At 72.1% G+C, this 22,254-nt stretch carries 19 protein-coding genes and 1 pseudogene; 6 read left to right on the top strand and 14 right to left on the bottom strand.

Going from position 1 to position 22,254, the window contains the following annotated elements; translation table 11 throughout:
- Window positions 1–178: 178 nt before the first annotated feature.
- The 5 genes from AB0959_RS28145 to AB0959_RS28125 all read right to left on the bottom strand — a co-directional run bounded on the left by AB0959_RS28145 (window position 179) and on the right by AB0959_RS28125 (window position 4,146).
- Entirely contained in the window at window positions 179–604 is a 426-nt protein-coding gene (locus tag AB0959_RS28145) for a hypothetical protein (protein WP_366829440.1), read from the bottom strand.
- Window positions 605–736: 132 nt separating this feature from the next.
- A complete protein-coding gene (locus AB0959_RS28140) occupies window positions 737–1,669 on the bottom strand; it encodes an ABC transporter substrate-binding protein (RefSeq protein ID WP_366829382.1) in 933 nt (310 codons plus the stop codon).
- An 11-nt stretch (window positions 1,670–1,680) separates the two neighbouring features.
- On the bottom strand, window positions 1,681–2,343 hold the full coding sequence (locus tag AB0959_RS28135) for an ABC transporter permease (protein WP_366829439.1): 663 nt from the start codon (window positions 2,341–2,343) through the stop codon (window positions 1,681–1,683).
- Between the two features lie 4 nt (window positions 2,344–2,347).
- Entirely contained in the window at window positions 2,348–2,992 is a 645-nt protein-coding gene (locus AB0959_RS28130; protein WP_366829381.1) for an ABC transporter permease, read from the bottom strand.
- Complete coding sequence (locus AB0959_RS28125) at window positions 2,989–4,146, bottom strand: ABC transporter ATP-binding protein (protein ID WP_366829380.1); 1,158 nt, start codon at window positions 4,144–4,146, stop codon at window positions 2,989–2,991. Before AB0959_RS28125 ends, AB0959_RS28130 begins: the two co-directional genes overlap by 4 nt.
- A 142-nt stretch (window positions 4,147–4,288) precedes the next feature.
- Here AB0959_RS28125 and AB0959_RS28120 point away from each other — a divergent pair, with 142 nt between their 5' ends.
- The 3 genes from AB0959_RS28120 to AB0959_RS28110 all read left to right on the top strand — a co-directional run bounded on the left by AB0959_RS28120 (window position 4,289) and on the right by AB0959_RS28110 (window position 7,362).
- The gene (locus tag AB0959_RS28120) at window positions 4,289–5,839 is read left to right on the top strand and encodes an aromatic amino acid ammonia-lyase (protein WP_366829379.1); all 1,551 of its coding nucleotides are present in this window, start codon (window positions 4,289–4,291) and stop codon (window positions 5,837–5,839) included.
- Complete coding sequence (locus tag AB0959_RS28115; protein ID WP_366829378.1) at window positions 5,836–6,678, top strand: MurR/RpiR family transcriptional regulator; 843 nt, start codon at window positions 5,836–5,838, stop codon at window positions 6,676–6,678. The genes AB0959_RS28120 and AB0959_RS28115 overlap by 4 nt, the downstream gene beginning before the upstream one ends.
- Before the next feature lie 99 nt (window positions 6,679–6,777).
- The gene (locus AB0959_RS28110; protein ID WP_366829377.1) at window positions 6,778–7,362 is read left to right on the top strand and encodes a hypothetical protein; all 585 of its coding nucleotides are present in this window, start codon (window positions 6,778–6,780) and stop codon (window positions 7,360–7,362) included.
- Between the two features lie 74 nt (window positions 7,363–7,436).
- On the opposite strand, the gene AB0959_RS28105 is transcribed toward AB0959_RS28110, so the two are convergent.
- The 9 genes and pseudogenes from AB0959_RS28105 to AB0959_RS28065 all read right to left on the bottom strand — a co-directional run bounded on the left by AB0959_RS28105 (window position 7,437) and on the right by AB0959_RS28065 (window position 17,432).
- Window positions 7,437–8,075, bottom strand: coding sequence for a response regulator transcription factor (locus AB0959_RS28105; RefSeq protein ID WP_366829376.1), 639 nt, complete (start codon window positions 8,073–8,075; stop codon window positions 7,437–7,439).
- Window positions 8,072–9,286 (bottom strand): sensor histidine kinase, encoded by a 1,215-nt coding sequence (locus AB0959_RS28100; RefSeq protein WP_366829375.1) that lies wholly within the window; start codon window positions 9,284–9,286, stop codon window positions 8,072–8,074. The genes AB0959_RS28105 and AB0959_RS28100 overlap by 4 nt, the downstream gene beginning before the upstream one ends.
- Window positions 9,287–9,291: 5 nt before the next feature.
- A complete protein-coding gene (locus tag AB0959_RS28095) occupies window positions 9,292–11,556 on the bottom strand; it encodes an MMPL family transporter (protein WP_366829373.1) in 2,265 nt (754 codons plus the stop codon).
- Between the two features lie 119 nt (window positions 11,557–11,675).
- Window positions 11,676–13,040 carry an APC family permease gene (locus AB0959_RS28090; protein ID WP_366829372.1) on the bottom strand — a complete coding sequence of 455 codons (1,365 nt, stop codon included), beginning with the start codon at window positions 13,038–13,040 and terminating at the stop codon, window positions 11,676–11,678.
- Window positions 13,041–13,247: 207 nt separating this feature from the next.
- Window positions 13,248–13,622, bottom strand: coding sequence for a hypothetical protein (locus AB0959_RS28085; protein WP_366829371.1), 375 nt, complete (start codon window positions 13,620–13,622; stop codon window positions 13,248–13,250).
- 16 nt (window positions 13,623–13,638) lie between these two features.
- Window positions 13,639–14,172, bottom strand: a complete 534-nt coding sequence (locus AB0959_RS28080; RefSeq protein ID WP_366829370.1) for a roadblock/LC7 domain-containing protein — start codon at window positions 14,170–14,172, stop codon at window positions 13,639–13,641.
- Window positions 14,173–14,615: 443 nt separating this feature from the next.
- Window positions 14,616–15,233: pseudogene (locus AB0959_RS28075) on the bottom strand (hypothetical protein); the annotation flags it as partial.
- Between the two features lie 89 nt (window positions 15,234–15,322).
- Entirely contained in the window at window positions 15,323–15,721 is a 399-nt protein-coding gene (locus tag AB0959_RS28070; RefSeq protein ID WP_366829369.1) for a hypothetical protein, read from the bottom strand.
- A 346-nt stretch (window positions 15,722–16,067) separates the two neighbouring features.
- Window positions 16,068–17,432 carry a diaminopimelate decarboxylase gene (locus AB0959_RS28065; protein ID WP_366829438.1) on the bottom strand — a complete coding sequence of 455 codons (1,365 nt, stop codon included), beginning with the start codon at window positions 17,430–17,432 and terminating at the stop codon, window positions 16,068–16,070.
- A gap of 339 nt (window positions 17,433–17,771) precedes the next feature.
- On the opposite strand from AB0959_RS28065, the gene hutU reads away from it, so the two are divergent.
- The 3 genes from hutU to AB0959_RS28050 all read left to right on the top strand — a co-directional run bounded on the left by hutU (window position 17,772) and on the right by AB0959_RS28050 (window position 22,242).
- The gene (gene hutU / locus AB0959_RS28060) at window positions 17,772–19,436 is read left to right on the top strand and encodes a urocanate hydratase (protein ID WP_366829368.1); all 1,665 of its coding nucleotides are present in this window, start codon (window positions 17,772–17,774) and stop codon (window positions 19,434–19,436) included.
- A gap of 269 nt (window positions 19,437–19,705) precedes the next feature.
- On the top strand, window positions 19,706–20,908 hold the full coding sequence (locus tag AB0959_RS28055) for an allantoate amidohydrolase (protein WP_366829437.1): 1,203 nt from the start codon (window positions 19,706–19,708) through the stop codon (window positions 20,906–20,908).
- Entirely contained in the window at window positions 20,899–22,242 is a 1,344-nt protein-coding gene (locus AB0959_RS28050; RefSeq protein WP_366829436.1) for a formimidoylglutamate deiminase, read from the top strand. The genes AB0959_RS28055 and AB0959_RS28050 overlap by 10 nt, the downstream gene beginning before the upstream one ends.
- Window positions 22,243–22,254: the final 12 nt, after the last annotated feature.

The raw sequence follows: 22,254 nt of genomic DNA, 5'->3' as shown, positions 1-22,254 counted from the left end.
GGAGCGGCTCCCCGCCCCGGCCGACGCCCAAACGGCGCCAAGGACCTCCGGAGCGGCTCCCGGACCTCCATGGACGCCACGGACGCGCAAGCCCGGCCCTGACCCGGCCCGCGTCCCTCGCGGGGACCGCCGTCGTCCCGCCCCCCGTCAACGGGGGTGCGGCGGTCCCCGCGCACAGCTACTCCGCCCAGTCCGAGTCCGCCGACTTCTTCCCCCGGCGGCCGAACCCAGGGCTGTTGCGGAAGGCCCAGGCTCCGTTGACGCCGACGATGCCCGCCCAGGCCACCAGCAGGCCCGGCAGGTGAGCCACGCCGCCGCCGATGGCCGACAGCGGGATCGCCAGGACGAGGGAGACGATCCCGAAGCCGAAGCGCTCACCCCAGGAGTCGGTGGACTGCTGCGGTGAACGGGCGCCGCGGGCCACGACCATCTGCTGTTCGGCCAACTGGCGCCGCACCCGGCGCTCCACCACGCCGTCGAGGCGCTGGTCGACCTTCTCGAGGAACGAGTCGACCAGCGCCGAGTCGTACTCCTCACCGAGTTCCCTGCGGGCCTGCAGGGTGGCGTTGAGTTCCTTCTTCAGGTCGGCGTCCCGAGTGTCCATGGTGGTCTCCCATCCCGTCATGGACTCCACGTTAGGGAGCCGGTGGGCCCGCCGCACTGGGGTTAGCCCCCGTGTGGGACGGGAGGGAGCCACCGGGAACCCCGTCAGGAGCCCCACCGGGATCCGTCGGGCTCACTTCGTGAGTCCCTTGTCCTTCGCGTACGCGTTCGCCACGTCCTCCGGGTCCTTCTTGTCCTTGTCCACCTGGCGGTTGAGCTCGGTGAGGTCCTTCGTGGTCAGGACGTTGCCGAGTTCGGCGAGGGCCCTGCGGACCCGGGTGTCGGCCTTGCGGTCGGCGATCAGGGGGACGACGTGCTGGCCGGGGATGAGGTTCTTCGGGTCGGCGAGGACCACCCAGTCGTTGGACTGGATGTCGGTGTCGGTGGTGAAGAGGTTCGCCACGTCCACGTCGCCCTTCTTCAGGGCGCCCTTGACCAGAGGACCGGAGGAGTCGAGCGACTTGAACTCCTTGAACTCCACCCCGTACACCTCCTTGAGGCCGACCACACCGACCTGGCGGGTCTTCACCTCGGCCGCCGCGCCGAGGACCAGCTTGCCGTTCTGCTTGGCGAGGTCGGCGAGCGTCCTCAAGCCGTACTTGTCCGCGGTCTCCTGGGTGACGACGAAGGCGTCGGAGTCCTCCGCCATGCCGTACGGCAGCACCTGGAGGCCGGCGGGGAGCACGATGGTGAGGGCGTTCTGCATCTCGCCCTCCTCCGTGGCCGTCGACTTCGGGTCGAGGTAGTGGAGCAGGGCGCCCTGGTACTCGGGGAGCAGGTCGATGTCGCCGCCCTTGAGCGCGGGGATGAGGATCTCGCGGGTGCCGAGGTTGGGGCGGACGGTGGTCTTCACGCCGGCCGCTTCCAGGACGGCCGCGTAGAGGTAGCCGAGGACCTGGTTCTCGGTGAAGTTGGCGGTGCCGATGGTGACGCCGCCCTTGCTGGAGCCGGAGCCGCCGCCGACGTTGCCCTGGCCTTCGAGGGACGTTATGCCGCTGCTGCACGCGGAGAGGGCGGGCACGGAGGCGGCGGCGAGGAGGCCGCCGAGGAGCGTACGACGATTCATGTCTCGGTTCCCTAGGCAGTGCGGTGGCGGAAGAGGAAGCGCTGGAGGCCGGAGAGGGCCAGGTCGAGGACCACGGCGACCACGGCCACGAGGACCGCGCCGCCGAGCACCTGCACGAGGTCGCGCTGGGCCAGGCCGTCGAAGACGTAGCGGCCCAGGCCGCCGAAGGAGACGTACGCGGCGATCGTGGCCGTGGCCACCACCTGGATCAGGGCCAGGCGCAGGCCCGTCATGATCAGGGGCAGGGCGAGGGGGAGTTCGACCTGGAGGAGGACCTGGTGGGCGCGCATGCCCTGGCCGCGGGCCGCGTCCTTCACGTCCGGGTCGACCGCGGTCATGCCCGCGTAGGTGTTGGTGACGATCGCGGGGACCGCCAGGGCGACCAGGGCGACGTAGACCGGCCACATCGACAGGCCGCTGGCCAGGAACACCAGGACGACCAGGCCGACGGTCGGCAGGGCACGGCCGAACGAGGCGAGGTTGATGGCGAGGAAGGCGCCCTTGCCGGTGTGGCCGATGAGCAGGCCGAGCGGGAGACCGATGGCCGCCGCGATGAGGGTCGCGAGGAGCGAGTACTGGAGGTGTTCGGCCAGGCGATGGGCGATGCCGTCGGGGCCGGACCACTGCGCGCCGCTGGTCAGCCACGTACCGAGGTTCTTGAAGAGTTCGAACACGGTGTCAGGCACCCCGCTTCCGGGTCCACGGAGTGAGGACGTACTGGATGGCGACCAGAGCTGCGTCGGCCACCAGGGCCAGCAGGAGCGTGAGGACCACGCCGGCGATCACCGGGGTCGGGAAGTCGCGCTGGAAGCCGTCGGTGAAGAGCTGGCCGAGTCCGCCGTCGCCGATGTACGTGGCGACCGAGACCAGCGAGATCGACATGACCGTCGCGATCCGTACGCCCGCCATGATCACCGGGAGGGCGAGGGGCAGTTCGACGGTGAGGAGGGTGCGCAGGGGTCGGGTGCCCATGGCCTTCGCGGCCTCCTTCGTCTTCGCGGGCACGGAGTCGAGGCCCTCGACCGTGTTCCGGAGCAGGACGACCAGGGTGTAGATCGTCAGGCCGATGACGGTCGTGGTGCGGGTCAGTCCGCTCACCGGCAGGAGCAGCACGAAGATCGCGATCGACGGGATCGTGAAGAGGACGTTGGACAGGCCGAGGAGCAGTCCGCGCAACGGGCGGATCCGGTGTGCGATCACGGCCAGGGGGAGCGAGATCAGCAGCCCGAAGAGGACGGCGGTCAGGGCGGCCTGGAGGTGGGAGACGGAGAGGGTCGTCAGGTCGTCGGTGTGGTCGCCGATCCACGACCAGTCGATGGTCATGAGGTGAGCTCCGTGGCGGTGGCCGTGACGGTGGCCGCGGCGGGAACAGAGTCGGCGGAACCGGCCGCGGTGTGTGCGGCGCTCGCGCGGGCGTGGATCTCCTCGCGGGCGGTGAGGCCGGTGACCGCGCCGTCCGCGTCGACGCGGACGACGAACCCGCTCGGCGAGGCGATGGTCTCGCCCAGCGCGGACAGGAGCGAGTCGGTGTCGGCCAGGGCCCGGACGGGACGCAGGGGCGCCTCACCGGTGGTGCCGCCGGCGGGCAGGGCGTCCGTGTCGAGCCAGCCCAGCGGCCCGCCCTCGGCCGAGGTGACCAGCCGCCAGCGGCCGTCGGAGCGGGACACGGCGGAGACCGGCTCGTCGGCGCGCAGGGGCGCGGCGGGCGTCTGCGGTACGTCCTCGATCGGGGTCAGCGACAGCAGCTTGAGCTCCCGTTCGGAGCCGAGGAAGTCCCTGACGAAATCGTCCGCCGGGCGGGCGAGGAGCTCGGCCGGGGGTGCGCACTGGACGAGGTGGCCGCCTGTGCGGAAGATCGCGATCCGGTCGCCGAGGCGGACTGCCTCGTCGACGTCGTGGGTGACGAAGACGATGGTCTTGTTCAGCTCCTTCTGCAGCCGCAGGAGTTCGTCCTGGAGCTGGGTGCGGACGACGGGGTCGACGGCGCCGAAGGGTTCGTCCATGAGGAGGACGGGCGGGTCGGCGGCGAGTGCCCGGGCCACGCCGACGCGCTGCTGCTGGCCGCCGGAGAGCTGGTGCGGGTACCGCTTGCCCGTGTCCGCGGCCAGGCCGACGGTTTCGAGGAGCTCGGCCGCGCGCGCCCTGGCCTTGCGGCGGCCCCAGCCCAGCAGCAGCGGCACGGTGGCGATGTTGTCCAGGACCGTGCGGTGCGGGAAGAGGCCCGACTGCTGGATGACGTAACCGATGGAGCGGCGCAGTTCGGCGGCGTCCTGCCGCAGGACGTCCTTGCCGCCGACCCGGACGGTGCCCGAGGTCGGCTCGACCATACGGTTCACCATGCGGAGGGTGGTCGTCTTGCCGCAGCCCGAAGACCCGACGAGGACGGTCACGCCGCCTTCGGGCATCTCCAGGGAGAGGTCGTGGACCGCTGTCGTGCCGTTCGGGAAGCGCTTGTGGACCGCGTCGAACTGGATCATGAGGTGTCCCTTGCCCGGCCTGTATAACGTCATGCAGAGTTCTAGGTGTGTGAATAGGTTGTCAACGCCTCGGCGTTAATCGCTGGTTACATGTGATCGCCAAGTGAGATCATCTGTCCGATTTAAGGGGTGTTTGCGAGTGATGTCGTCTCGAATCGTGGACGCTCCGGGGTCCGTGTCGGCCCGCATCGTGGTCCTGGACGGCAGTCGCGCCGGTGTCGAGGACGTCGTACGGCTCGCCGACGGGGCCGCCCGGCCCGTGCCCGACGCGGAAGCGATGAAGCGCGTGGAGGAGTCCTGGGACGCGGCCCGGCAGATCGCGGCGACCGGCAGGGTGTACGGCCGCTCCACCGGCGTGGGCGCCAACCGGACCGAGGACGTCCCGACCGAGACCGCCGCCGGGCACGGGCTGCGGCTGCTGCGCAGCCACGCGGGGGCGATCGGGGCGGAGCTGCCCGCGCGGGAGGTGCGGAGCATGCTCGCCGTACGGGCCAACCAGCTGCTCGCCGGCGGCGCCGGGCTGCGGCCCAGCGTGGTCACGGCGCTGTGCGAGGCGCTGGAGAGCGGCGCGTACCCCGTGGTCAACGAGTTCGGTTCGGTGGGCACCGGCGACATCGCCGCACTCGCCCAGATGGGGCTCGCCCTGGCGGGGGAGCACCCCTGGCGGGGAGACGACGCCCCCCAACCGCAGCCGCTCGACAACAACGACGCGCTCGCCCTGATCAGCAGCAACGCCCTCACCCTCGGTCAGTCCGCGCTGGCCCTGCACGAGTTGCGCCGGCTGCTCGCCGCCACACAGGTCGTCGCCGCGCTCTCGCTGGTCGCCGTCGACGGCTCGCACGAGGCGTACGCGGCCCCCGTGCACGCCGCCCGTCCACACCCGGGATCACGCGAAGTGGCCCGGCGCATGCGGACGTTGATCGGCGCCGAGGACCGGCCGACACCACCTCTGGGGCGTCTTCAGGACCCGTACGGCTTCCGCTGCCTGCCGCAGATCCACGGGCCGGCGCTCGACGCGGCGGACGCGCTGGAACGCGTGCTGCAGGTGGAGATCAACGCCGCCGCCGAGAACCCCCTGATCTGCCCCGAAGACATGGCCGCGTACCACCACGGCGGCTTCTACCAGGCCCAACTGGCCGTGGAACTGGACCACTTCAGGCTCGCCGTCATGCAGGTGGCGCTGCTGTCGACGTCCCGGCTCTCCACCCTGAACGAGCCCGCCCACACCCGGCTGCGCCCCTTCCTCGCCGATCACGAGCCCGCCTCCTCGGGCGTGATGATCCTGGAGTACGCCGCCGCGGCCGCCCTCGGAGATCTGCGGGCCTTCGCGGCGCCCGCGTCGCTCGGCCACGCTGTACTCTCCCGAGGCGTCGAGGAACAGGCCAGCTTCGCCTCGCTGGCCGCACGGCAGACGCTGCGGTCGTGCGATGCGTACCGTCTCGTCGTCGGCTGCGAACTCGTCGCCGCCGTGCGGGCCCTGCGCCAGCGCGACCTGCGGCCCGATCCCGGGGTGCCGGCCGGGCGGGCGCTGGAGCTGGCCGAGGCGGTGCTCGACGCGGACCAGGCCGACCGGCCGCTCACGGACGACGTGGGCGCGGCGGCCGCACTGCTGGACCGGTTCACGGACATCGGGACGGATGCCGCCGATGCTCGAGGCGTCCGTCGGGACTTTGGGAGGGGAAGCTCGTCATGAGCGTGACCGACAGCCCTGCGGCGCGCCTTCAGGCGCTCTTCGAGGGGCACCGGCTGACGCCGACACAGCGGCGCATCGCGCACAGCATGGTGCGGCGTGCCGTGGACGTGCCGTTCCTGTCCAGCGTGGAGCTGGCCGAGCTGGCCGGGGTCAGCCAGCCGTCCGTCACCCGGTTCGCGGTGGCCCTCGGCTTCGACGGCTACCCGGCGCTGCGGCGGCACCTGCGCGAGGTCACGCCCGCGGAGCCGGCCGCCGACACGGCGTCGTACAACGAGTACCAGCAGGCCGTCGAGGCCGAGATCGAGAACCTGCGGCACCTGGCGGAACTGCTGGCGGACCCGGGGCCGGTGGAGCGGGCGGGGCGGCTGCTGGCGGCCTCGCGCCCGCTGCCGGTGCTCGGGCTGCGGGCCGCCGCGGCCCAGGCGTACGGGTTCTCGTACTTCGCGGCGAAGGTCCATCCGGACGTACGGCTGCTGAACGAGGGCGGCACCATGCTGCACGACCGGATCGACGCCGCCGTGTCGGCCGGGGCGAGCGCGCTGCTGTGCTTCGCGCTGCCGCGGCACCCGCGGGAGGTCGTGGACGGGCTGACGTACGCGAAACAGTCCGGGCTCACGGTGGTGACGGTGGCCGACTCGGCCTTCGCGCCCGTGGCCAAGGTGTCGGACCTGCTGCTGCCCGCCGCCGTGGGAACGGGCCTCGCCTTCGACACCGCGTGCTCGCCGATGCTGCTGGGGCGGGTGTTGCTGGAGGCGATGTGTGACGACCTGCCGGGCGCGCAGGCGCGCTTGGAGGAGTTCGACGCGCGGGCCGCCGCCCGGGGGCTGTTCGTGGAGTGAGCGGTGCCGGCGGTGTGAGCGGTTCTCAGGGAGGTCTCACGTTCGCTGGCTAGCGTGCCCCGCGTAGCCGTACACCTTCACAAGCCGAGGAGGCGGAACGTGACGCGCGGAGGGCAGGGACTGGCACGGGTGGCCGTCGTGGTGCGAGCGGGGGCCACGCCGTTGTGGTGGCTCGGGGTGCTCGCGGCGGGCATCGGCGTGCTCGTGCCGGGACTGACGGGTCGGCGCATCGGGGTCATGGCCGGGGCGGCCCTGTTCCTGGTGGCGGTGGCCGTGGTGTCCGGCGCGCGGCGGAACCGGTACCGGACGCTGGCCCGGGGGGCCTCCCGGGCGGGCAAGCACGACGTGCTCCAGGACCGGTGGGTGGCGGTACGGAACTGGCGGCGCGGGCACCGGTGGTGGCTGGTGCTGAGCTTCCTGGCCGCACTGGGGAGCGCGTTCGTCGTGCCGGCGGCCGGTGGCATGCTGGTCGCCGGTGTGGGGGCGGGGCTGCGGCTGAAGGCGATGTGGATCGGGCGGATCGAGCGGTCCGGGGACGCGCTGCTGTGGGTACGGGTCGACTGGCTGTCGGGGCGCGGCGGGGCGCCTGCGGGCACGCGGGTGAAGGGGTACCGGGCGACCGGGGTGGCCGCGGGGGACGCGGCGCCCGGAGGTGCGCGGCGGGTGGTGGCCGGGCGGGTTTAGGGGGGCGCCCCGGCCCCCAACTCCTCGAACGCCGGAAGGGCTGGGAGGTGCCGGGGAGCCGCGCTGGATGGCGTCTACGGCCTCCTCAGCAGTCCCCTCTCCATGGCCACCACCACCGCCCGCGTCCGGTCGTTCACGTCCAGCTTGGCGAACAGGCGCAGCAGGTGGGTCTTGACCGTGGCCTCGGTGATGACGAGACGTTTTCCGATCTCGGCGTTGGTGAGGCCGTCGGCGACCGCGTTGAGAACGTCGGTCTCGCGGGCGGTCAGCGGGTCCTGGGCCGGGCGCCGCATCCGCGCGATCAGTTTCTCGGCCACCCGGGGCGCGAGGACGGTCTCGCCGCGCGCCGCCGACCGGATCGCGTCGGCGAGCTGCTCGCGGGTGGTGTCCTTGAGCAGATAGCCGATGGCGCCGGCCTCCACCCCGCGCTCGATGTCCTGGTCGGTGTCGTACGTCGTGAGGATCAGGACCCGGGTGCGCGGGTGCCGGGCGACGATCTCGGCGGTCGTCCCCACCCCGTCGAGCACCGGCATCCGCAGGTCGACCAGCGCGACATCGGGGTCGTGGAGTTCGACGATCTCGAGGGCGGCCCTGCCGTCCCCCGCCTCCCCGACGATCTCGATGCCGTCCTCACCGGCGAGCAGGGCGACCACTCCCGCCCGCATCACCGTGTGGTCGTCCACGACGACGACGCGGATCCGTCCGCTGGTCATCTCTCCCTCTCCTTCCCCGTGGGGCCGGGCGTCTCCAGCGGGATCACCGCCAGGACGCGCGTGCCGTCGCCGACCGAGCTGGTGACCGTCAGCCTGCCGCCCAGTTCCGCCAGACGTCTGCGCATCCCTTCGAGGCCGAAGCCCGTCGACTCCTCCGGATCGAAACCGGTGCCGTCGTCGGTGATCTCCAGCTCCACCACCCCGTACGGCCGGAGGGTCAGGATCACCCCGACCGTGGACGCGTGGGCGTGTTTGCGGACGTTGGCCAGCGACTCCTGGGTGCAGCGCAGCAGCGCGATCCGGGTCTGCTGGTCGCACGCCACCTCCGCCAGGTCGGCGTCCACGGTGGACCCCGTGTCCTCCGCGAAGCGGTCGAGGACGCGGCGCAGTGTCCCAGCCACGGACCCGGCCGCCGCGTCGCCCTGCCGCTGTGCCGAGCCCACCAGCTCCCGTGCCTCGGCGAGGTTCTCGCGGGCCGTCGACTCGATCGAGCGCAGCTGTCGTTCGCTGCGTGCCGGATCGGAGGCGAGTCCCGCCCGGGCCGCCTCCGCCAGCACGACGATCGACGCGAACCCCTGCGCGAGGGTGTCGTGGATGTCCCGGGCGATCCGCTCCCGTTCGTCCGCCGCGCCCTGACGCTGGTGCGCCTGGGAAAGCTCGGCCTGGATCCGCTCCAACTCGACGATCAGCCGGGCCCGTTCGGTGCTCTGCGCGACCACCGAGTGCGCCCACAGCCCGATCAGGACCCCCACGGCGACGACGATCAGGGTGGACACCAGCGTCTCGCTGAAGAACTCCCGCGACCAGCCCTGCCGGATCGAGGTCCCCGCCAGGGTCGCCGCCGCCGCAAGGCCCAGGAACCCCATCGACGTCCTGGGGGTGCGCCCGAACATCCAGTAGTGCGGCAGCGTCACCATGAACAGCGCCGCGTAGCTGCTGCCCAGAAGCGCCAGCCCGCCCAGCGCGAGCACCAGGACGCAGAGGTAGACGTGCGGCCGTACGACGGGGTTGTCCGGGAAGCGGTCGAGGAGCGCGTAGCAGAGCACGACGCAGCCGAGCAGCGCGAGCGCCCCGTACCTGCTCCCGTCGGGCTGGTCCATGGCGGCGAGCCCGACGGCCATCGCGGCGAACAGCACCCAGCACACCGCGTTCCAGCGGCGCAGGGACGTGGCCCAGAAGGCGTCGGCGGAGGGCCCGGCGAGAGCGGTCATACCGATCAACGTACGTCGACCACCGGCGAGTTGTGGTCCGCCCGGCCCGGCGCGGCCGGTGCCCGTCGCGTCGCACGTGACGGCCACCAGGTCGCGTCACCGAGCAGGAGCAGGGCCGACGGCAGGATCATGATCCGGACGACGAAGGCGTCGAGCAGGACGGCCGCCGCGAGGACGAAGCCGATCTGCTTCATCTCGATGATGTGCAGGAAGACGAAGCTGACGAAGACGGTCGTCATCACGACCGCGGCACTGGTGACCACGCTCGCCGACGTGCGGATCCCGTCGAGCACCGCCTGCCGTGTGGGGACCCCGTCGAGCACCGCCTCCCTGATCCGGCTGACCACGAACACCTGGTAGTCCATGGACAGCCCGAAGAGGATCACGAAGAGGAAGAGCGGGACACGCGATCCGATCGAGCCGGTGGAGTGGAAGCCCAGCAGCCCCTCCGCCCAGGTCCCCTGGAAGACGAGGACGAGCAGTCCGAGCGCGGCCGCGGCCGACAGCAGGTTCAGTACGACGCCGATCAGGCCGAGCACCACGGAACGGAAGGCGTACACGGTCATCGCGAACGTCACCAGGAGCAACGCCCCGAGGACGAGGGGCAGTTTGCCGTTCTGGTGGGCCGGATAGTCGGCGTAGCGGGCGACGTCGCCGCTGACGCCGTACTCCGCGCCCCGGACCCGGCCGACGGTGGCGGGCAGGTAGTCGTCGCGCAGGTGGTCGAGGGAGTCGTACGCCTGATCGGAGTTGCCGAGGTGCGGGACCTTCAGCCGTAGGACGCTGATCCGGTGGTCGTCGGACGTCCTGATCAGTGAGTAGTCCGTGAACAGCGGGTCGGCGTCGGCGAGTTCAGCGGTCCTGCGCAGTGCCCGGGTGACCTCCTCGGCGCGTGAGGCGTCGGCGCGTACGACGACCTCGTGCTGGACGCGCTGCTCGGGAAACGCCTCGTTGAGGCGGTCGTAGACCCGCATCGCGGGGATCTCGCGGGAGTGCGTGTCCCGGCTCATCTCGGTGATCTTCAGCCCGGCAAGGGGAAGGACGAGGGCGAGGAGGGCGAGGACCGAGACGCAGAGCGTGGCGAGGGGGTGCCGGGCTGCGGGCCGCAGCAGTGCCGTCCAGACGCGGCCGCCACCGCTCTCGCGCCCCTCGCGGAGCCCCTCGCGGAGCCCTTCACGGTGCCCCTCGTGGCGCGTGCGCCGGGTCGGCTTGCCGCGCTCCGCCCGGCGCCGTGCCCTGCGTTCCGCCCGCTTCCCGAGGGCGGCCAGCAGCGCGGGCAGCGCCGTCAGGGAGCTGGCCACGGCGACCAGGACGACCACGATCGTGCCGGTGGCGAGCGAGGAGAAGATCACGTCGGAGGCCAGGTACAGGGTCGCGGTGGAGGCGACGACCGCCAGGCCCGAGACCACGACCGCCCGGCCCGACGTGGCCGCCGCCAGCTCCACCAGCGCCTCGGTGCTCAGCCGGCCGTCGGCGCGGGCCCGCTCCTCGCGCTCCCGTTTCAGGTAGAAGAGCGTGTAGTCGACGCCCACCGCCAGGCCGATCATCAGGATGACGTTCGTACCGACGCCGGCGTCCGGGGAGACGTGCGAGACCACCATCGACAGGCCCACCGCCGCCGCGATCGACGACAGGGCGAGCAGCAGCGGCACCGCGGCCATGACGACCGAACCGAACACGACGAGCAGCGTCACCAGGGTGACCGGCAGCGTGATCATCTCCGACAGCGCCAGATCGTCGCCGCGCTGCTGGTCCACTCCCTTGCTGATGGAGGGCGATCCGGTCTCCTCCAGCAGCAGTCGCGGGTGGGACTTCTGGACGGCGGCGGTCTGGGCGGTCAGCGCGTCGACCTTGTCCTTGGCGTCCCGCTCCTCGCCCTTCAGTGCCACCTCGACCATGAGGATCCGGCCGTCGCCGGACCACAGCGGGGCGGCCACGTCCGCGACCTCGGGCAGGGACCTCATCCGGGCGGTGAGGTCCCCCGCGGCCGCCTCGGCGTCCTGTTCGTGCTTCCTGTTCTGTCTGTTGACGGTGTCCGACCGGGCGGAGATCAGCACCTGCTCGGTGGACCGGCGTTCCAGGTGGTCCTCGGCCGCCATGGCCTCGGCGCGGCCCGCCTCGCCGACGCGGTAGTCCGCCGTTCTGGCGCTGTTGGTGCCGACCGCCCCGCCCACGACCAGGCACAGCACCACGAACACCAGCCAGCCGGCGACCGCGCGCCAGGGGTGCCGCGCGCTCCATCGGGCCACGCGCACAGTGTGTGAGTTCATGCCCAAAAGCCTTGCTGGCCAGGGCAGTTGACGGACAGAGGTGTCAGGTTGAACTTGCCGTCAACCGATCGGCGGACCCGGAGGGTGAGGCAAACCCCCGGGTCGCCGCCGAGGGGGCCTCAGGACTCGCCGCGCGCCTTGAGAACCAGCTTGTTCACCGCCCACAGGCCGATGCCGATGGCCACGAGAACGCCTGCCCGGATGTAGACGTCGGCCGGACGGTCGGCGAGAGGGCTGGCGAGGATCAGGGCCGTGATGGCGCCCAGGACCGGCAGGACCGTGGGAGTGCGGAAGTGCGCGTGGTCCACCCGGTCGCGGCGCAGGACCAGGACCGAGATGTTGACCACCGCGAAGACACAGAGCAGGAGGAAGGCGGTGGTGTCGCCGAGGCCCTCGATCTCTCCCGTGGACACCAGACCGATGGCCAGCAGGGTGACGAAGACGATGCCGACGACCGGCGTGCGGCGATGGGGCAGGACGCGGGCCATGCCACGGGGCAGGATGCGCTCGTTGGCCATGCCGTAGCAGAGACGGGAGGCCATCATGATGTTGATGAGCGCCGAGTTGGTCACCGCGAAGAGCGCGATCAGCGCGAAGAGCTTGTGCGGGAACTCCACGCCGCCCGCCTTCACGACCTCCAGCAGGGGCCCGCTCGAGCCCTCCAGCGTCTTGTAGTCGACGAGGAGGGACGAGACCAGCGCGACCAGGACGTAGATCGTGCCCGTGACCGCCACGCCGATGAAGATGGCCCGCGGGAAGGTCCTGACCGGGTCCTTCGTCTCCTCCGCCATGTTCACCGAGTCCTCGAAGCCCACGAACGCGAAGAAACCGAGGGCCGTGGCGCCCAGAACGCCCGTGATCAGGGCGTACCCCGTGCCGCTCGCCTCGAACTCGGTCAGACGGGACGGCTCCCCGTCGCCCGTGATGACGGCCCACGCGCCGATCGTGAGGATGATCAGCAGGCCGGTGAGCTCGACGAGGGTCAGGACGACGTTCGCCTTGACCGACTCCGCGACGCCCCGCAGGTTCAGGGCGGCGAGGAGGACGATGAAGAGGATCGCGATCAGGGTGGGAGGCAGCGCGTCGTTCGTCAGCTCGCCCAGGTAGTCACCGCTGAACGCGCGAGCCGCGGCGCTCGCGGACGACAGGCCCGAGCACATCACCATGAACGCGACGATGAAGGTGAGGAACGGCAGCTTGAAGGCCTTCTGGGTGTAGAGGGCCGCGCCCGCCGCCTTCGGATACTTGCCGACCAGTTCCACGTACGAGGCCGCCGTCAGGATCGCCACGACGAACCCGATGACGAACGGCAGCCAGAGCGCGCCCCCGACCTTCCCGGCGACCTTGCCGGTGGTCGCGTAGATGCCGGTGCCGAGGATGTCGCCGATCACGAAGAGGATCAGCAGCTTGGGGCCGAGGACGCGCTTGAGGCCCGACTCCTCGGCGGGCGTCGACGCCCCGGTAGTGGTTTCGGTGGTGGACAAGAGAACCTCCCCCGATCGGTGACCCGTCCGGGGATGTTCTGCCCGGCCGTGCGCCATGGAAGCGTGTCCCAGGCATTCTCAGAGCTTCACCGGAGGTTTCCGGCCGGGACACGCCCTGACGTGGCTGGGCGGCGCGTCCCCGGGTGGGGGCGCGCCGCCGCGTCGTCGTGCCTTTCGTGTTCTCGGTCCGCTGGACCTCCGGGTCTGTCAGACCTCCAGGTCGGCCTCGATCCTCTTCAACTGGTGCCGGGCCATCGCCAGGTTGGCCCGCTTGGCGTCGAGCACCAGGTAGAGGAACAGTCCGTTGCCGCCGCGGCCGGTGAGCAGGCGGATCAGGTGGTACTGGTCGCTCAGGCTGATCAGGATGTCCTCGATGTCGCCCTTGAGCCCCAGGTGCTCCATGGTGCGCAGCTTGGCGCGTACGACATCGGTGTTGCCGGCCGCCGCGACGTTCAGGTCGAAGCCCTTGCTGCCGCCGATCGTGCCCAGCGCCATGCCGCTGGTGTAGTCGACGAGGGCGGCTCCGGTCGCGCCCTCGATGGAAGCGAGGGCCTCTTTCAGCGCGGTCTCGGTGTTGGCCATGGTGTGGTGGGTCCTTTCAACTCTCGCTGGTGGTTGCGGTGTTCGGAGTCGGGCGGGCGGTGGCCCGCACGGTCCGGGTGGTGCGCGTCCGGGTGGGGGCCGGGCCCGCGGTGGTCTTGGGTGTGTCCTTGGACGCGGTCTTGGGCGTGGTCTTCAGCGGCGGTTCGGCTGCGCGGGCCGCCGCGGCGTCGACCAGTTCGCCGATACGGGTGCCTGCGCGGCGGCCCTCCAGGTGCAGTCGGCCGACGTTGACCCGGTCCTGGGCCAGCAGCGTCAGCACGGTGGAGGAGCCCGCCGCGTACGTCGCCACGTAGCCGTGCTCGCCGCGGACGAGCAGTTCACGGAAGTCGCCCTGGCCGGTGGCGTCCGTCATCCGTACGGCCACGCCGAGGACGGCCGCGGTGAGCGCGGCCACGCCCTCCGGTTCCACGCCGGGGGTGTCCTGGGCGAGGACCAGGCCGTCGACGCTGGCCGCGAGCGCGCCGGTCAGCTGGGGCACACGGGCCCGCAACCGACGGAGTTCGTCGAGGACTTCGGCCTCCGCCGCCATGAGCAGTCTCCTCTCGGCACGCTGTCGAAGCGCGCGGATCACAGGGCCTCCAGGGCGTCTCGGAGCCGACGCAACAGGGCGACATCGGGGTCCGCCGCGGGGATGGCGAGCAGGGCGGACACGGGGTCGGGAGTGGTGCGGGGAAGGGGTGGTGGCGCGTCGGGGGAGGTGGTGGTCGGGTGGCGCTGGTCCGGGGTGGGGTTCTGTGTGGGCTCTGCGTGGTGCGGGTGGTGCGGGTGCTTCGGGGGTTCCGCTTGGGCGGGGTGTTCTGCGGGGTCTGTGGGGTCTATGGGGTCTGTGGGGTCTGCGTGTTCGGTGTGCTCCGGGGGTGCGCCGGGCTCGTCGGCCGGGTGTGGTGTCAGGTGCGGTGCCGGGTGTGCCGTCGGCACCGGCACCGGCACCGGGGCCGCGGCGTGCCGGCCGGGGAGGAGCGGCGCCGTGGTGACGATTCCGGCGGCGGCGAGTCTGCGCAGGTCGACCAGGGTGTGGAACGCCGGGCGGCCCAAAGTCCGGGCTATGTCCGCGGCCGTGCGTACCCCGTCCACCTTGTCCAGCACGGCCTCCTGGCGGGCCGGGACCGGTGGCTCGGCCTTGCGCCCCGCCCGTATCAGCGGCGCGCTGTCCGTCGCCGGGTCGGGCCAGATGCGGTGCAGCAGCTCGCGGCGGCGCACGGTCTCGCGCTCCAGCGCGGCCACCGGTACGGGGCGCACCTTGCCGAGCCAGTGCGCCGCCCCGTACTGGAAGCGGGCGGGCGCGCTGGACGGGCCGAGCACGAAGTACGCCGCGTCGAACAGCGCCCCCGTGTGGCACAGCTCCAGCGCGCCCTCGGTGACCCGGCCGCTGTCGACCAGATACCGGCCGACCCGCTGCCGCGCCCCCGCCTGAGCGACCGCCTCCCGCCACCCCTCGGCGTCCAGGACACCGCCGGTGGCGAGGAGCACGTCGAGGCCCGGGGTCTCGGGGCTCTCGGCGTGCACGACCTGGCCGTCGCAGAGGTAGAGCGTGCCGCGCTCGCGGAGCAGGACGCCGGTGGCGCGCTCGGCGGCGAGACGGTGGAGCATGGGCGACAGGGCGGGGCCGCCGACAGGCCGCGGGCGTACGGGCAGCGCGGGCGGAGGTGTGTGCGGTGTGCGCGGTGTGCTGACCACGGTCATCCCAGCACCAGCCGTCCGGCCATCTCGCCCAGGCGGATGCGGGCGAGCGCGAGGTTGCCGTCGGCGCGGGCGAGCCAGAGGTGGAGGAAGACGCTGCTGTCGAAGGTCGTCCGGACGAAGCGCAGGACGTGGTAGGTGTCCCGGTTGCTGACGATGAGGTCCTCGACAGGTGGGTCCTCGCCGTCCCAGCCGGCGCCGCCCTCGGGCGCGAACGCGCGGTGTTCGGCGGCGAGCCGGGCCAGCTCCGCCGCTTCGGCCGCGGTCGTCTCGTGGTCACCGCCCGGTGCGTCACCGACCGTGCCCAGCGCCAGGCCGCTGGTCCAGTCGACCACCGCGGCGCCCAGGGCACCGGGCAGCCTCATGGCTTCCACCAGACACTCGTCGATTCCGGGCACCGTGGCTCCCCTCCCGCCTCGGGTACGGCTCAGTGACCACGAAGCTACGCAACGTGTGCGCGAGGAGTGAGTGTTCTGGCATTTTCCAGTGGAACATGCGCCGAGTGACTAAGGTGGGTCAACTGTCCCCGTTTCGGGGGACGTTGGCGCCTGTGCGGGGGTAGGTGCGCTGAACTGCGGTGATGGGGCCGGCTGGCCGTCCCCGTACCCGGTGCGGGAGGTCAAGCCGGCGCCCGCGGGCGCACGTGTTGAAGCACGGGGCGCCGTGTGCGCCCGTGCGGCGTGCGCCGGTGGTGCGTGTGTCAGTGCCGCGTGCGCCCCTGCCGTGCGGCTGGGGCGGCGGTGCCTACAGGGCCAGGAGGGCCTTCGGGTGGTCGCCGCCCGACTCGGCCACGATCTCGGCCGGAGTCTGCGCCTTCCGCACGAGGGCGAAGCGGATCTCTCCCTGCCCGGCCGGCGCGAAGCCGTGGATCGCGGGACGGGGGAGGGAGTTGTAGGCGTAGTGGTGGGCGAAGTAGTACGCGCCCGTGTCCAGGGCGGCCGCGTAGTCGCCCTGGTCGAGCAGCGGCAGGGACTGGCCCTCGGCGAGCAGGTCGCCGGAGAAGCAGGCGGGGCCGGCGATGTCCTGGACGACGGCGGGCCCCTCCTTGGGGCGCCCCTTCGGGTCGTACGCGGCGATGCGCAGGGGCCAGGAGGCCGGCGCGTAGACCGTACGGGTCGCCACCTGGACCCCGGCGTGGGTGACCGCGATGGGGCGGCCGCCCGCGTGCTTGGCGTACTCCACCCGTGCGACCACCGTGCCGTGCTTCGCGAGCAGCGACCGGCCGAACTCGGTGACCAGGCCGTACCGCCCGTCGAACAGTCCCGGCACGGCCTCGGACAGCAGACGGGCGTACTGCGTGAACGTCGGGGTCGTGGCGTCCGAGCCGAAGTTGACCGGCAGACCGCCGCCGATGTCGATCGTGTCGATCTGGCGCCGCCCCAGGCGGTGGTTGATCTCCTCCGCGAGCACGTACGTCTCCTCCAGGCCCCGCGCCATCAGGGAGAGCGGAACGCCCTGGGAGCCGGCGTGCGCGTGCAGCCGGGTGAGCCACGGGCGCTCCGCGTAGGCGCGGACGACCCACTCCCGGGCGCCCTCGTCCTGGAGGGCCACTCCGAACTTCGACGTGGACGTGGCGGTGGACGTCGCGTCGATGGTGCCGCCGCCGACCTGCGGGTTGACCCGGATGCCGATGGGGGAGCGGGTCGGCGCCGAGCGGACCAGGGTGTCGATGCGATCGAGTTCCTGGGGGTTGTCCGCGTTGACCGCGATGCCGAGTGCCAGCGCCTCGCGCAGCTCGGCCGGGGTCTTGGCCGGGGAGTCGAGCACCGTCCGGGCCGGGGTGATGCCCGCCGCCCGCGCGAGCGCCAGCTCTCCCGGGCTGGCCACCTCCGCGCCGATGCCCGCCTCGTGCAGCAGGCGCAGCACGGGCACGAGGGGTGTCGCCTTCACCGCGAACGCGTGCAGGACCGGGGTGCCCGGCGCGGTCACCGCGTCGAACGCCGCCCGCAGCGCCGCCGCCGACGCCCTGATGCCCGCGACGTCGAGGAGCCCGATGACGGGGCTGCCCGGCCCCACCAGCCCCTGCTCCACGGCGGCGCGGACCGCCTCGTCCCGCCGCGCGGAGCGCTCGGCATCATGCTCGGCATCGTGCTCCGCGCCGTGCTCCATGTCGCGCTCCGTGCCGGGCTTCATGCTGATGGTCTCGGCCTCTTGTGCGGTGCGCCTCTCGTCGGCACCGCCTGCGAATCCGTGCTCCATGTTCCCCATCGTGTCCCCCGTCGGCGTGTTTCTTGCCGTGCGTCTTGCCGTCTGTCCTGGCGTGTGCCGTGGCGTGTGTCCGGTGTCTGTCCAGTGTCCCGTGTGCCCAGCCAAACACCCGCCGCGCGTCCCCGCTGGCGTGAAGTCGTATTGACTAGTTCTATTCAGCGGTTCAGGATGTGAATAGGCAGTGCAACAGCCCGTAGCCCGCCAGAGCGCCGTGCCGGCCATACCGCCAGGAGGCAGACCGTGTCAGGACCACGCCCCGTACGAGCCCCCCGCGGTACGGAAACGAGCGCCCTGGGATGGCAGCAGGAAGCCGCGCTGCGCATGCTGCAGAACAACCTCGACCCCGAGGTCGCCGAGCACCCCGACAAACTCGTCGTCTATGGCGGCACCGGGAAGGCAGCCCGTGACTGGCGCTCCTTCGACGCGATGGTGCGCACCCTGCGGACCCTGAAGCAGGACGAGACCATGCTCGTGCAGTCGGGCCGTCCCGTCGGTGTCATGCAGACCCACGAGTGGGCGCCGCGCGTGCTGATCGCCAACTCCAACCTGGTGGGCGACTGGGCCAACTGGGAGGAGTTCCGGAGGCTGGAACAGCTCGGCCTCACCATGTACGGGCAGATGACCGCCGGTTCGTGGATCTACATCGGCACCCAGGGCATCCTGCAGGGCACGTACGAGACCTTCGCCGCCGTCGCCGCCAAGCGCTTCGGCGGGTCGCTCGCCGGGACGATCACGCTGACGGCCGGGCTCGGCGGGATGGGCGGCGCCCAGCCGCTCGCCGTGACGATGAACGACGGCGTCGCGATCTGCATCGACTGCGACCCGCGCGCGATCGAGCGCCGCATCGAGCACCGCTACCTGGACGTGCGGGCCGACTCCCTGGAGCACGCCCTCCAGCTCGCCGTCGAGGCCCGAGACGCCCGCCGGCCGCTGTCCATCGGGCTGCTCGGCAACGCGGCGGAGCTGCTGCCGCGCATGCTCGCCGAGGGCGCGCCCGTGGACATCGTCACCGACCAGACCTCGGCGCACGACCCGCTGGCGTACCTTCCGCTGGGCGTCGACTTCGACGACATGGCCTCCTACGCGGCCAAGGACCCCGCCGGCTTCACGGTTCGCGCGCGGGAGTCGATGGCCCGGCACGTCGAGGCCATGGTCGGCTTCATGGACGCTGGCGTGGAGGTCTTCGACTACGGCAACTCGATCCGTGGTGAGGCCCAACTCGCCGGGTACGAGCGGGCGTTCGCTTTCCCCGGCTTCGTGCCCGCCTACATCCGCCCGCTGTTCTGCGAGGGCAAGGGCCCCTTCCGCTGGGCGGCCCTGTCCGGTGAGGCGTCGGACATCGCGAAGACCGACAAGGCGATCCTGGACCTCTTCCCGGAGAACGAGTCCCTCGCCCGCTGGATCAAGATGGCCGGGGAGCGGGTCCACTTCCAGGGCCTTCCCGCGCGCATCTGCTGGCTGGGGTACGGGGAGCGGGACCGTGCCGGTGAGCGCTTCAACGACATGGTGGCGAGCGGTGAGCTGGCCGCGCCGCTGGCCATCGGGCGGGACCACCTCGACTGCGGCTCGGTGGCCTCGCCCTACCGCGAGACCGAGGCCATGCTCGACGGCTCCGACGCGATCGCCGACTGGCCGCTGCTCAACGCCATGGTCAACGTGGCCTCGGGCGCGTCGTGGGTGTCCCTTCACCACGGAGGTGGGGTCGGGATGGGGCGGTCCATCCACGCGGGGCAGGTGACGGTGGCCGACGGGACGAAGCTCGGTGGGGAGAAGATCCGGCGGGTGCTGACGAACGACCCGGGCATGGGGGTCATCCGGCATGTGGATGCCGGGTACGACGTCGCGGAAACGGTTGCCGGCGAGCGGGGTGTGCGGGTGCCGATGCGCGAAGGTGACGACGCGTGACCCAGAACGAAGGCGGGGGTAACGGCAACGCTCCGGTGAGGGCCGAGGTCTCGTCGCCGTCTGCGGGTCCGGCTGTGCCCACCGGTTCCGCTCCGCGGAACGACTGCCCACAGCCTGTGCGGGGCGACGGTCCACAGCCTGTGCGGAGCGACGGTCCGCAGCCTGTGCGGGGCGAAGGCGGGCAGCCTGTGCGGGGCGAAGGCGGGCAGCCTGTACGGGGCGATGGCTCGCAGCCTGTACAGCCCGTGCGCGGCAGTTCCTTCCACGAGATGTGGCGTGAGCTGGCCCCCATCGGGCGGCACCACGCATCGGGCGGCTACCGCCGTTTCGCCTGGACCGGGGCCGATGCCGAGTGCCGGGCGTGGTTCCGGGAGCAGGCCGAGGCGCGTGGGCTGAGCTACGAGGTCGACCGGAACGGCAACCAGTGGGCCTGGCTGGGGGATCCCGCGGCCGGGGGCGCCGTCGTCACCGGGTCTCATCTCGACTCCGTGCCCGACGGCGGGGCCTTCGACGGGCCCCTCGGGGTCGTGTCGTCCTTCGCCGCCCTCGACGAACTGCGGAGCAGGAACGCGCGGTTCACCAAGCCCCTCGCCATCGTCAACTTCGGCGACGAGGAGGGCGCCCGGTTCGGGCTCGCCTGTGTCGGGTCGCGGCTCGCCGCCGGGCAGCTCGGCGTCGAGCAGGCGCATCGGCTCACCGACGGGGGCGGGGTCAGTCTGCCGAAGGCCATGGAGGCCGCCGGCTACGACCCCGAGGGCATCGGGGCCGACCCCGAGCGTCTCGCCCGCATCGGCGCCTTCGTCGAGCTGCACGTCGAGCAGGGCCGGGCACTGGACCTGTCCGGCGACCCGGTCGGCATCGCCAGCGCCATCTGGCCGCACGGGCGGTGGCGGTTCGACTTCCGGGGCGAGGCCAACCACGCGGGGACCACCCGGCTGGTCGACCGGCGGGACCCGATGCTGTCGTACGCCGAGACCGTGCTCGCCGCCCGCCGCGAGGCCGAACTCGCCGGTGCCGTGGCCACCTTCGGAAAGATCTCCGTCGAACCGAACGGCGTCAACGCCGTCCCCTCCCTGGTCCGCGGCTGGCTCGACTCCCGCGCCGAGGACCAGGCCACCCTCGACACCGTCGTCGGCGGCATCGAGAAGGCCGCCCGCGAGTACGCCGAGGCACAGGGCATCGACCTCGACGTCGTCCGGGAGTCCTTCACCCCGGTCGTCGAGTTCGACCACGCCCTGCGGGACGAGCTCGCCCGCATCCTCGGCAAGGACACCGACATCACCGTCCCCGTCCTGGGTACCGGAGCCGGACACGACGCCGGGATCCTGTCCGGGAGCATCCCGACCGCCATGCTGTTCGTGCGCAACCCCACGGGTGTCTCGCACTCCCCGGCCGAGCACGCCGCCGAGGACGACTGCGTGGCCGGGGTGACCGCACTCGCCGACGTACTGGAAGGGCTGGCCTGCAGGTGACACCGAAGACCTACTGGCTGGAGCACGCATGGCTCGGCACCCACGTCGAGCCGGGAGTCGCCGTCGAGGTCGCGGACGGCCGTATCACCGCCGTTCGGACCAGTGAGGAAGCCCCGCCCCCGGGTGCCGAGATCCTCCGCGGACTGACGCTCCCGGGGCTGGCGAACGCCCACTCGCACGCCTTCCACCGCGCCCTGCGCGGCACCGTCCAGGTCGGCTCCGGCACCTTCTGGACCTGGCGCGAGGTCATGTACGCCACCGCCGACCGGCTCACCCCGGACACCTACCACGCCCTTGCCCGCGCCGTGTACGCCGAGATGGCGCTGGCGGGCATCACATCGGTCGGGGAGTTCCACTACGTCCACCACGCCCCCGGCGGCACCCCCTACTCCGACCCCAACGCCATGGGCGAGGCCCTCATCGCGGCCGCCGCCGAAGCCGGTATCCGCATCACCCTCCTCGACACCGCCTACCTCTCCTCCGGCTTCGGACAACAGCCCAACACCCACCAGCGCCGCTTCTCCGACGGCGACGCGGACGCGTGGGCCGATCGCTGTTCAGTTCTCAAGGAACGGGATCACGCGCGGATCGGAGCGGCCATCCACTCCGTACGGGCCGTGCCCGCCGACCAGTTGGAGACCGTGGCCCGCTGGGCCGAGGAGCGGCGGGCCCCGCTGCATGTGCACCTGTCCGAGCAGACCGCCGAGAACGATGCCTGCCTGGAGGCCCACGGGTGCACGCCGACGCAGCTGCTCGCCGTGCACGGCGTCCTCGGACCGCGCACGACCGGCGTCCACAACACCCACCTCACCGCCGAGGACATCTCCCTCATCGGCGGCAGCGGCACCGGCACCTGCATGTGCCCCACCACCGAGCGCGACCTGGCCGACGGCATCGGTCCCGCGTCCGCCCTGCAGAACGAGGGCTCCCCGCTCTCCCTCGGCTCCGACAGCCACGCCGTCATCGACCTGCTCGAAGAGGCCCGCGCGATGGAGCTGAACGAGCGCCTGCGCACCCGCGCGCGAGGTCACTGGACGGCGGCGGCCCTCCTGCGGGCGGCCTCGGCCGACGGCCACGCGGCCCTCGGCTGGGAGGGCGCGGGCACCATCGAGCCCGGCGCGCTCGCCGACCTCACGACGGTCGCGCTCGACTCGGTCAGAACAGCGGGGCCACTGCCGCGGCTCGGCGCCGAGACGGCCGTATTCGCCGCGACGGCAGCGGACGTACGGCACACGGTCGTCGCGGGGCGGCACGTCGTGCGCGACGGGGTCCACGCGCTCGTACCGGATGTGCCGCAAGCCCTCGCGCGGGCAGTCGAAGCCCTCCGCGCCTGACGACCACCCACG

The organism is Streptomyces sp. NPDC046862, assembly GCF_040704615.1.
Lineage (GTDB): Bacteria > Actinomycetota > Actinomycetes > Streptomycetales > Streptomycetaceae > Streptomyces.
Note: the sequence above shows the minus strand (reverse complement) of the source record. Positions and strands in the feature narration are given on the sequence as shown.

Bases quoted from the DNA above. Each gene is read 5' to 3' on its own strand.
- AB0959_RS28120 (WP_366829379.1), top strand. From the start codon at position 4,289: ATGTCGTCTCGAATCGTGGACGCTCCGGGGTCCGTGTCGGCCCGCATC.
- AB0959_RS28065 (WP_366829438.1), bottom strand. From the start codon at position 17,432: ATGGAGCACGGCGCGGAGCACGATGCCGAGCATGATGCCGAGCGCTCC.
- AB0959_RS28085 (WP_366829371.1), bottom strand. From the start codon at position 13,622: ATGGCCAACACCGAGACCGCGCTGAAAGAGGCCCTCGCTTCCATCGAG.
- AB0959_RS28115 (WP_366829378.1), top strand. From the start codon at position 5,836: ATGAGCGTGACCGACAGCCCTGCGGCGCGCCTTCAGGCGCTCTTCGAG.
- AB0959_RS28145 (WP_366829440.1), bottom strand. From the start codon at position 604: ATGGACACTCGGGACGCCGACCTGAAGAAGGAACTCAACGCCACCCTG.
- AB0959_RS28095 (WP_366829373.1), bottom strand. From the start codon at position 11,556: ATGAACTCACACACTGTGCGCGTGGCCCGATGGAGCGCGCGGCACCCC.
- AB0959_RS28080 (WP_366829370.1), bottom strand. From the start codon at position 14,172: ATGGCGGCGGAGGCCGAAGTCCTCGACGAACTCCGTCGGTTGCGGGCC.
- AB0959_RS28100 (WP_366829375.1), bottom strand. From the start codon at position 9,286: ATGACCGCTCTCGCCGGGCCCTCCGCCGACGCCTTCTGGGCCACGTCC.
- AB0959_RS28105 (WP_366829376.1), bottom strand. From the start codon at position 8,075: ATGACCAGCGGACGGATCCGCGTCGTCGTCGTGGACGACCACACGGTG.
- AB0959_RS28140 (WP_366829382.1), bottom strand. From the start codon at position 1,669: ATGAATCGTCGTACGCTCCTCGGCGGCCTCCTCGCCGCCGCCTCCGTG.
- AB0959_RS28055 (WP_366829437.1), top strand. From the start codon at position 19,706: ATGTGGCGTGAGCTGGCCCCCATCGGGCGGCACCACGCATCGGGCGGC.
- AB0959_RS28125 (WP_366829380.1), bottom strand. From the start codon at position 4,146: ATGATCCAGTTCGACGCGGTCCACAAGCGCTTCCCGAACGGCACGACA.
- AB0959_RS28130 (WP_366829381.1), bottom strand. From the start codon at position 2,992: ATGACCATCGACTGGTCGTGGATCGGCGACCACACCGACGACCTGACG.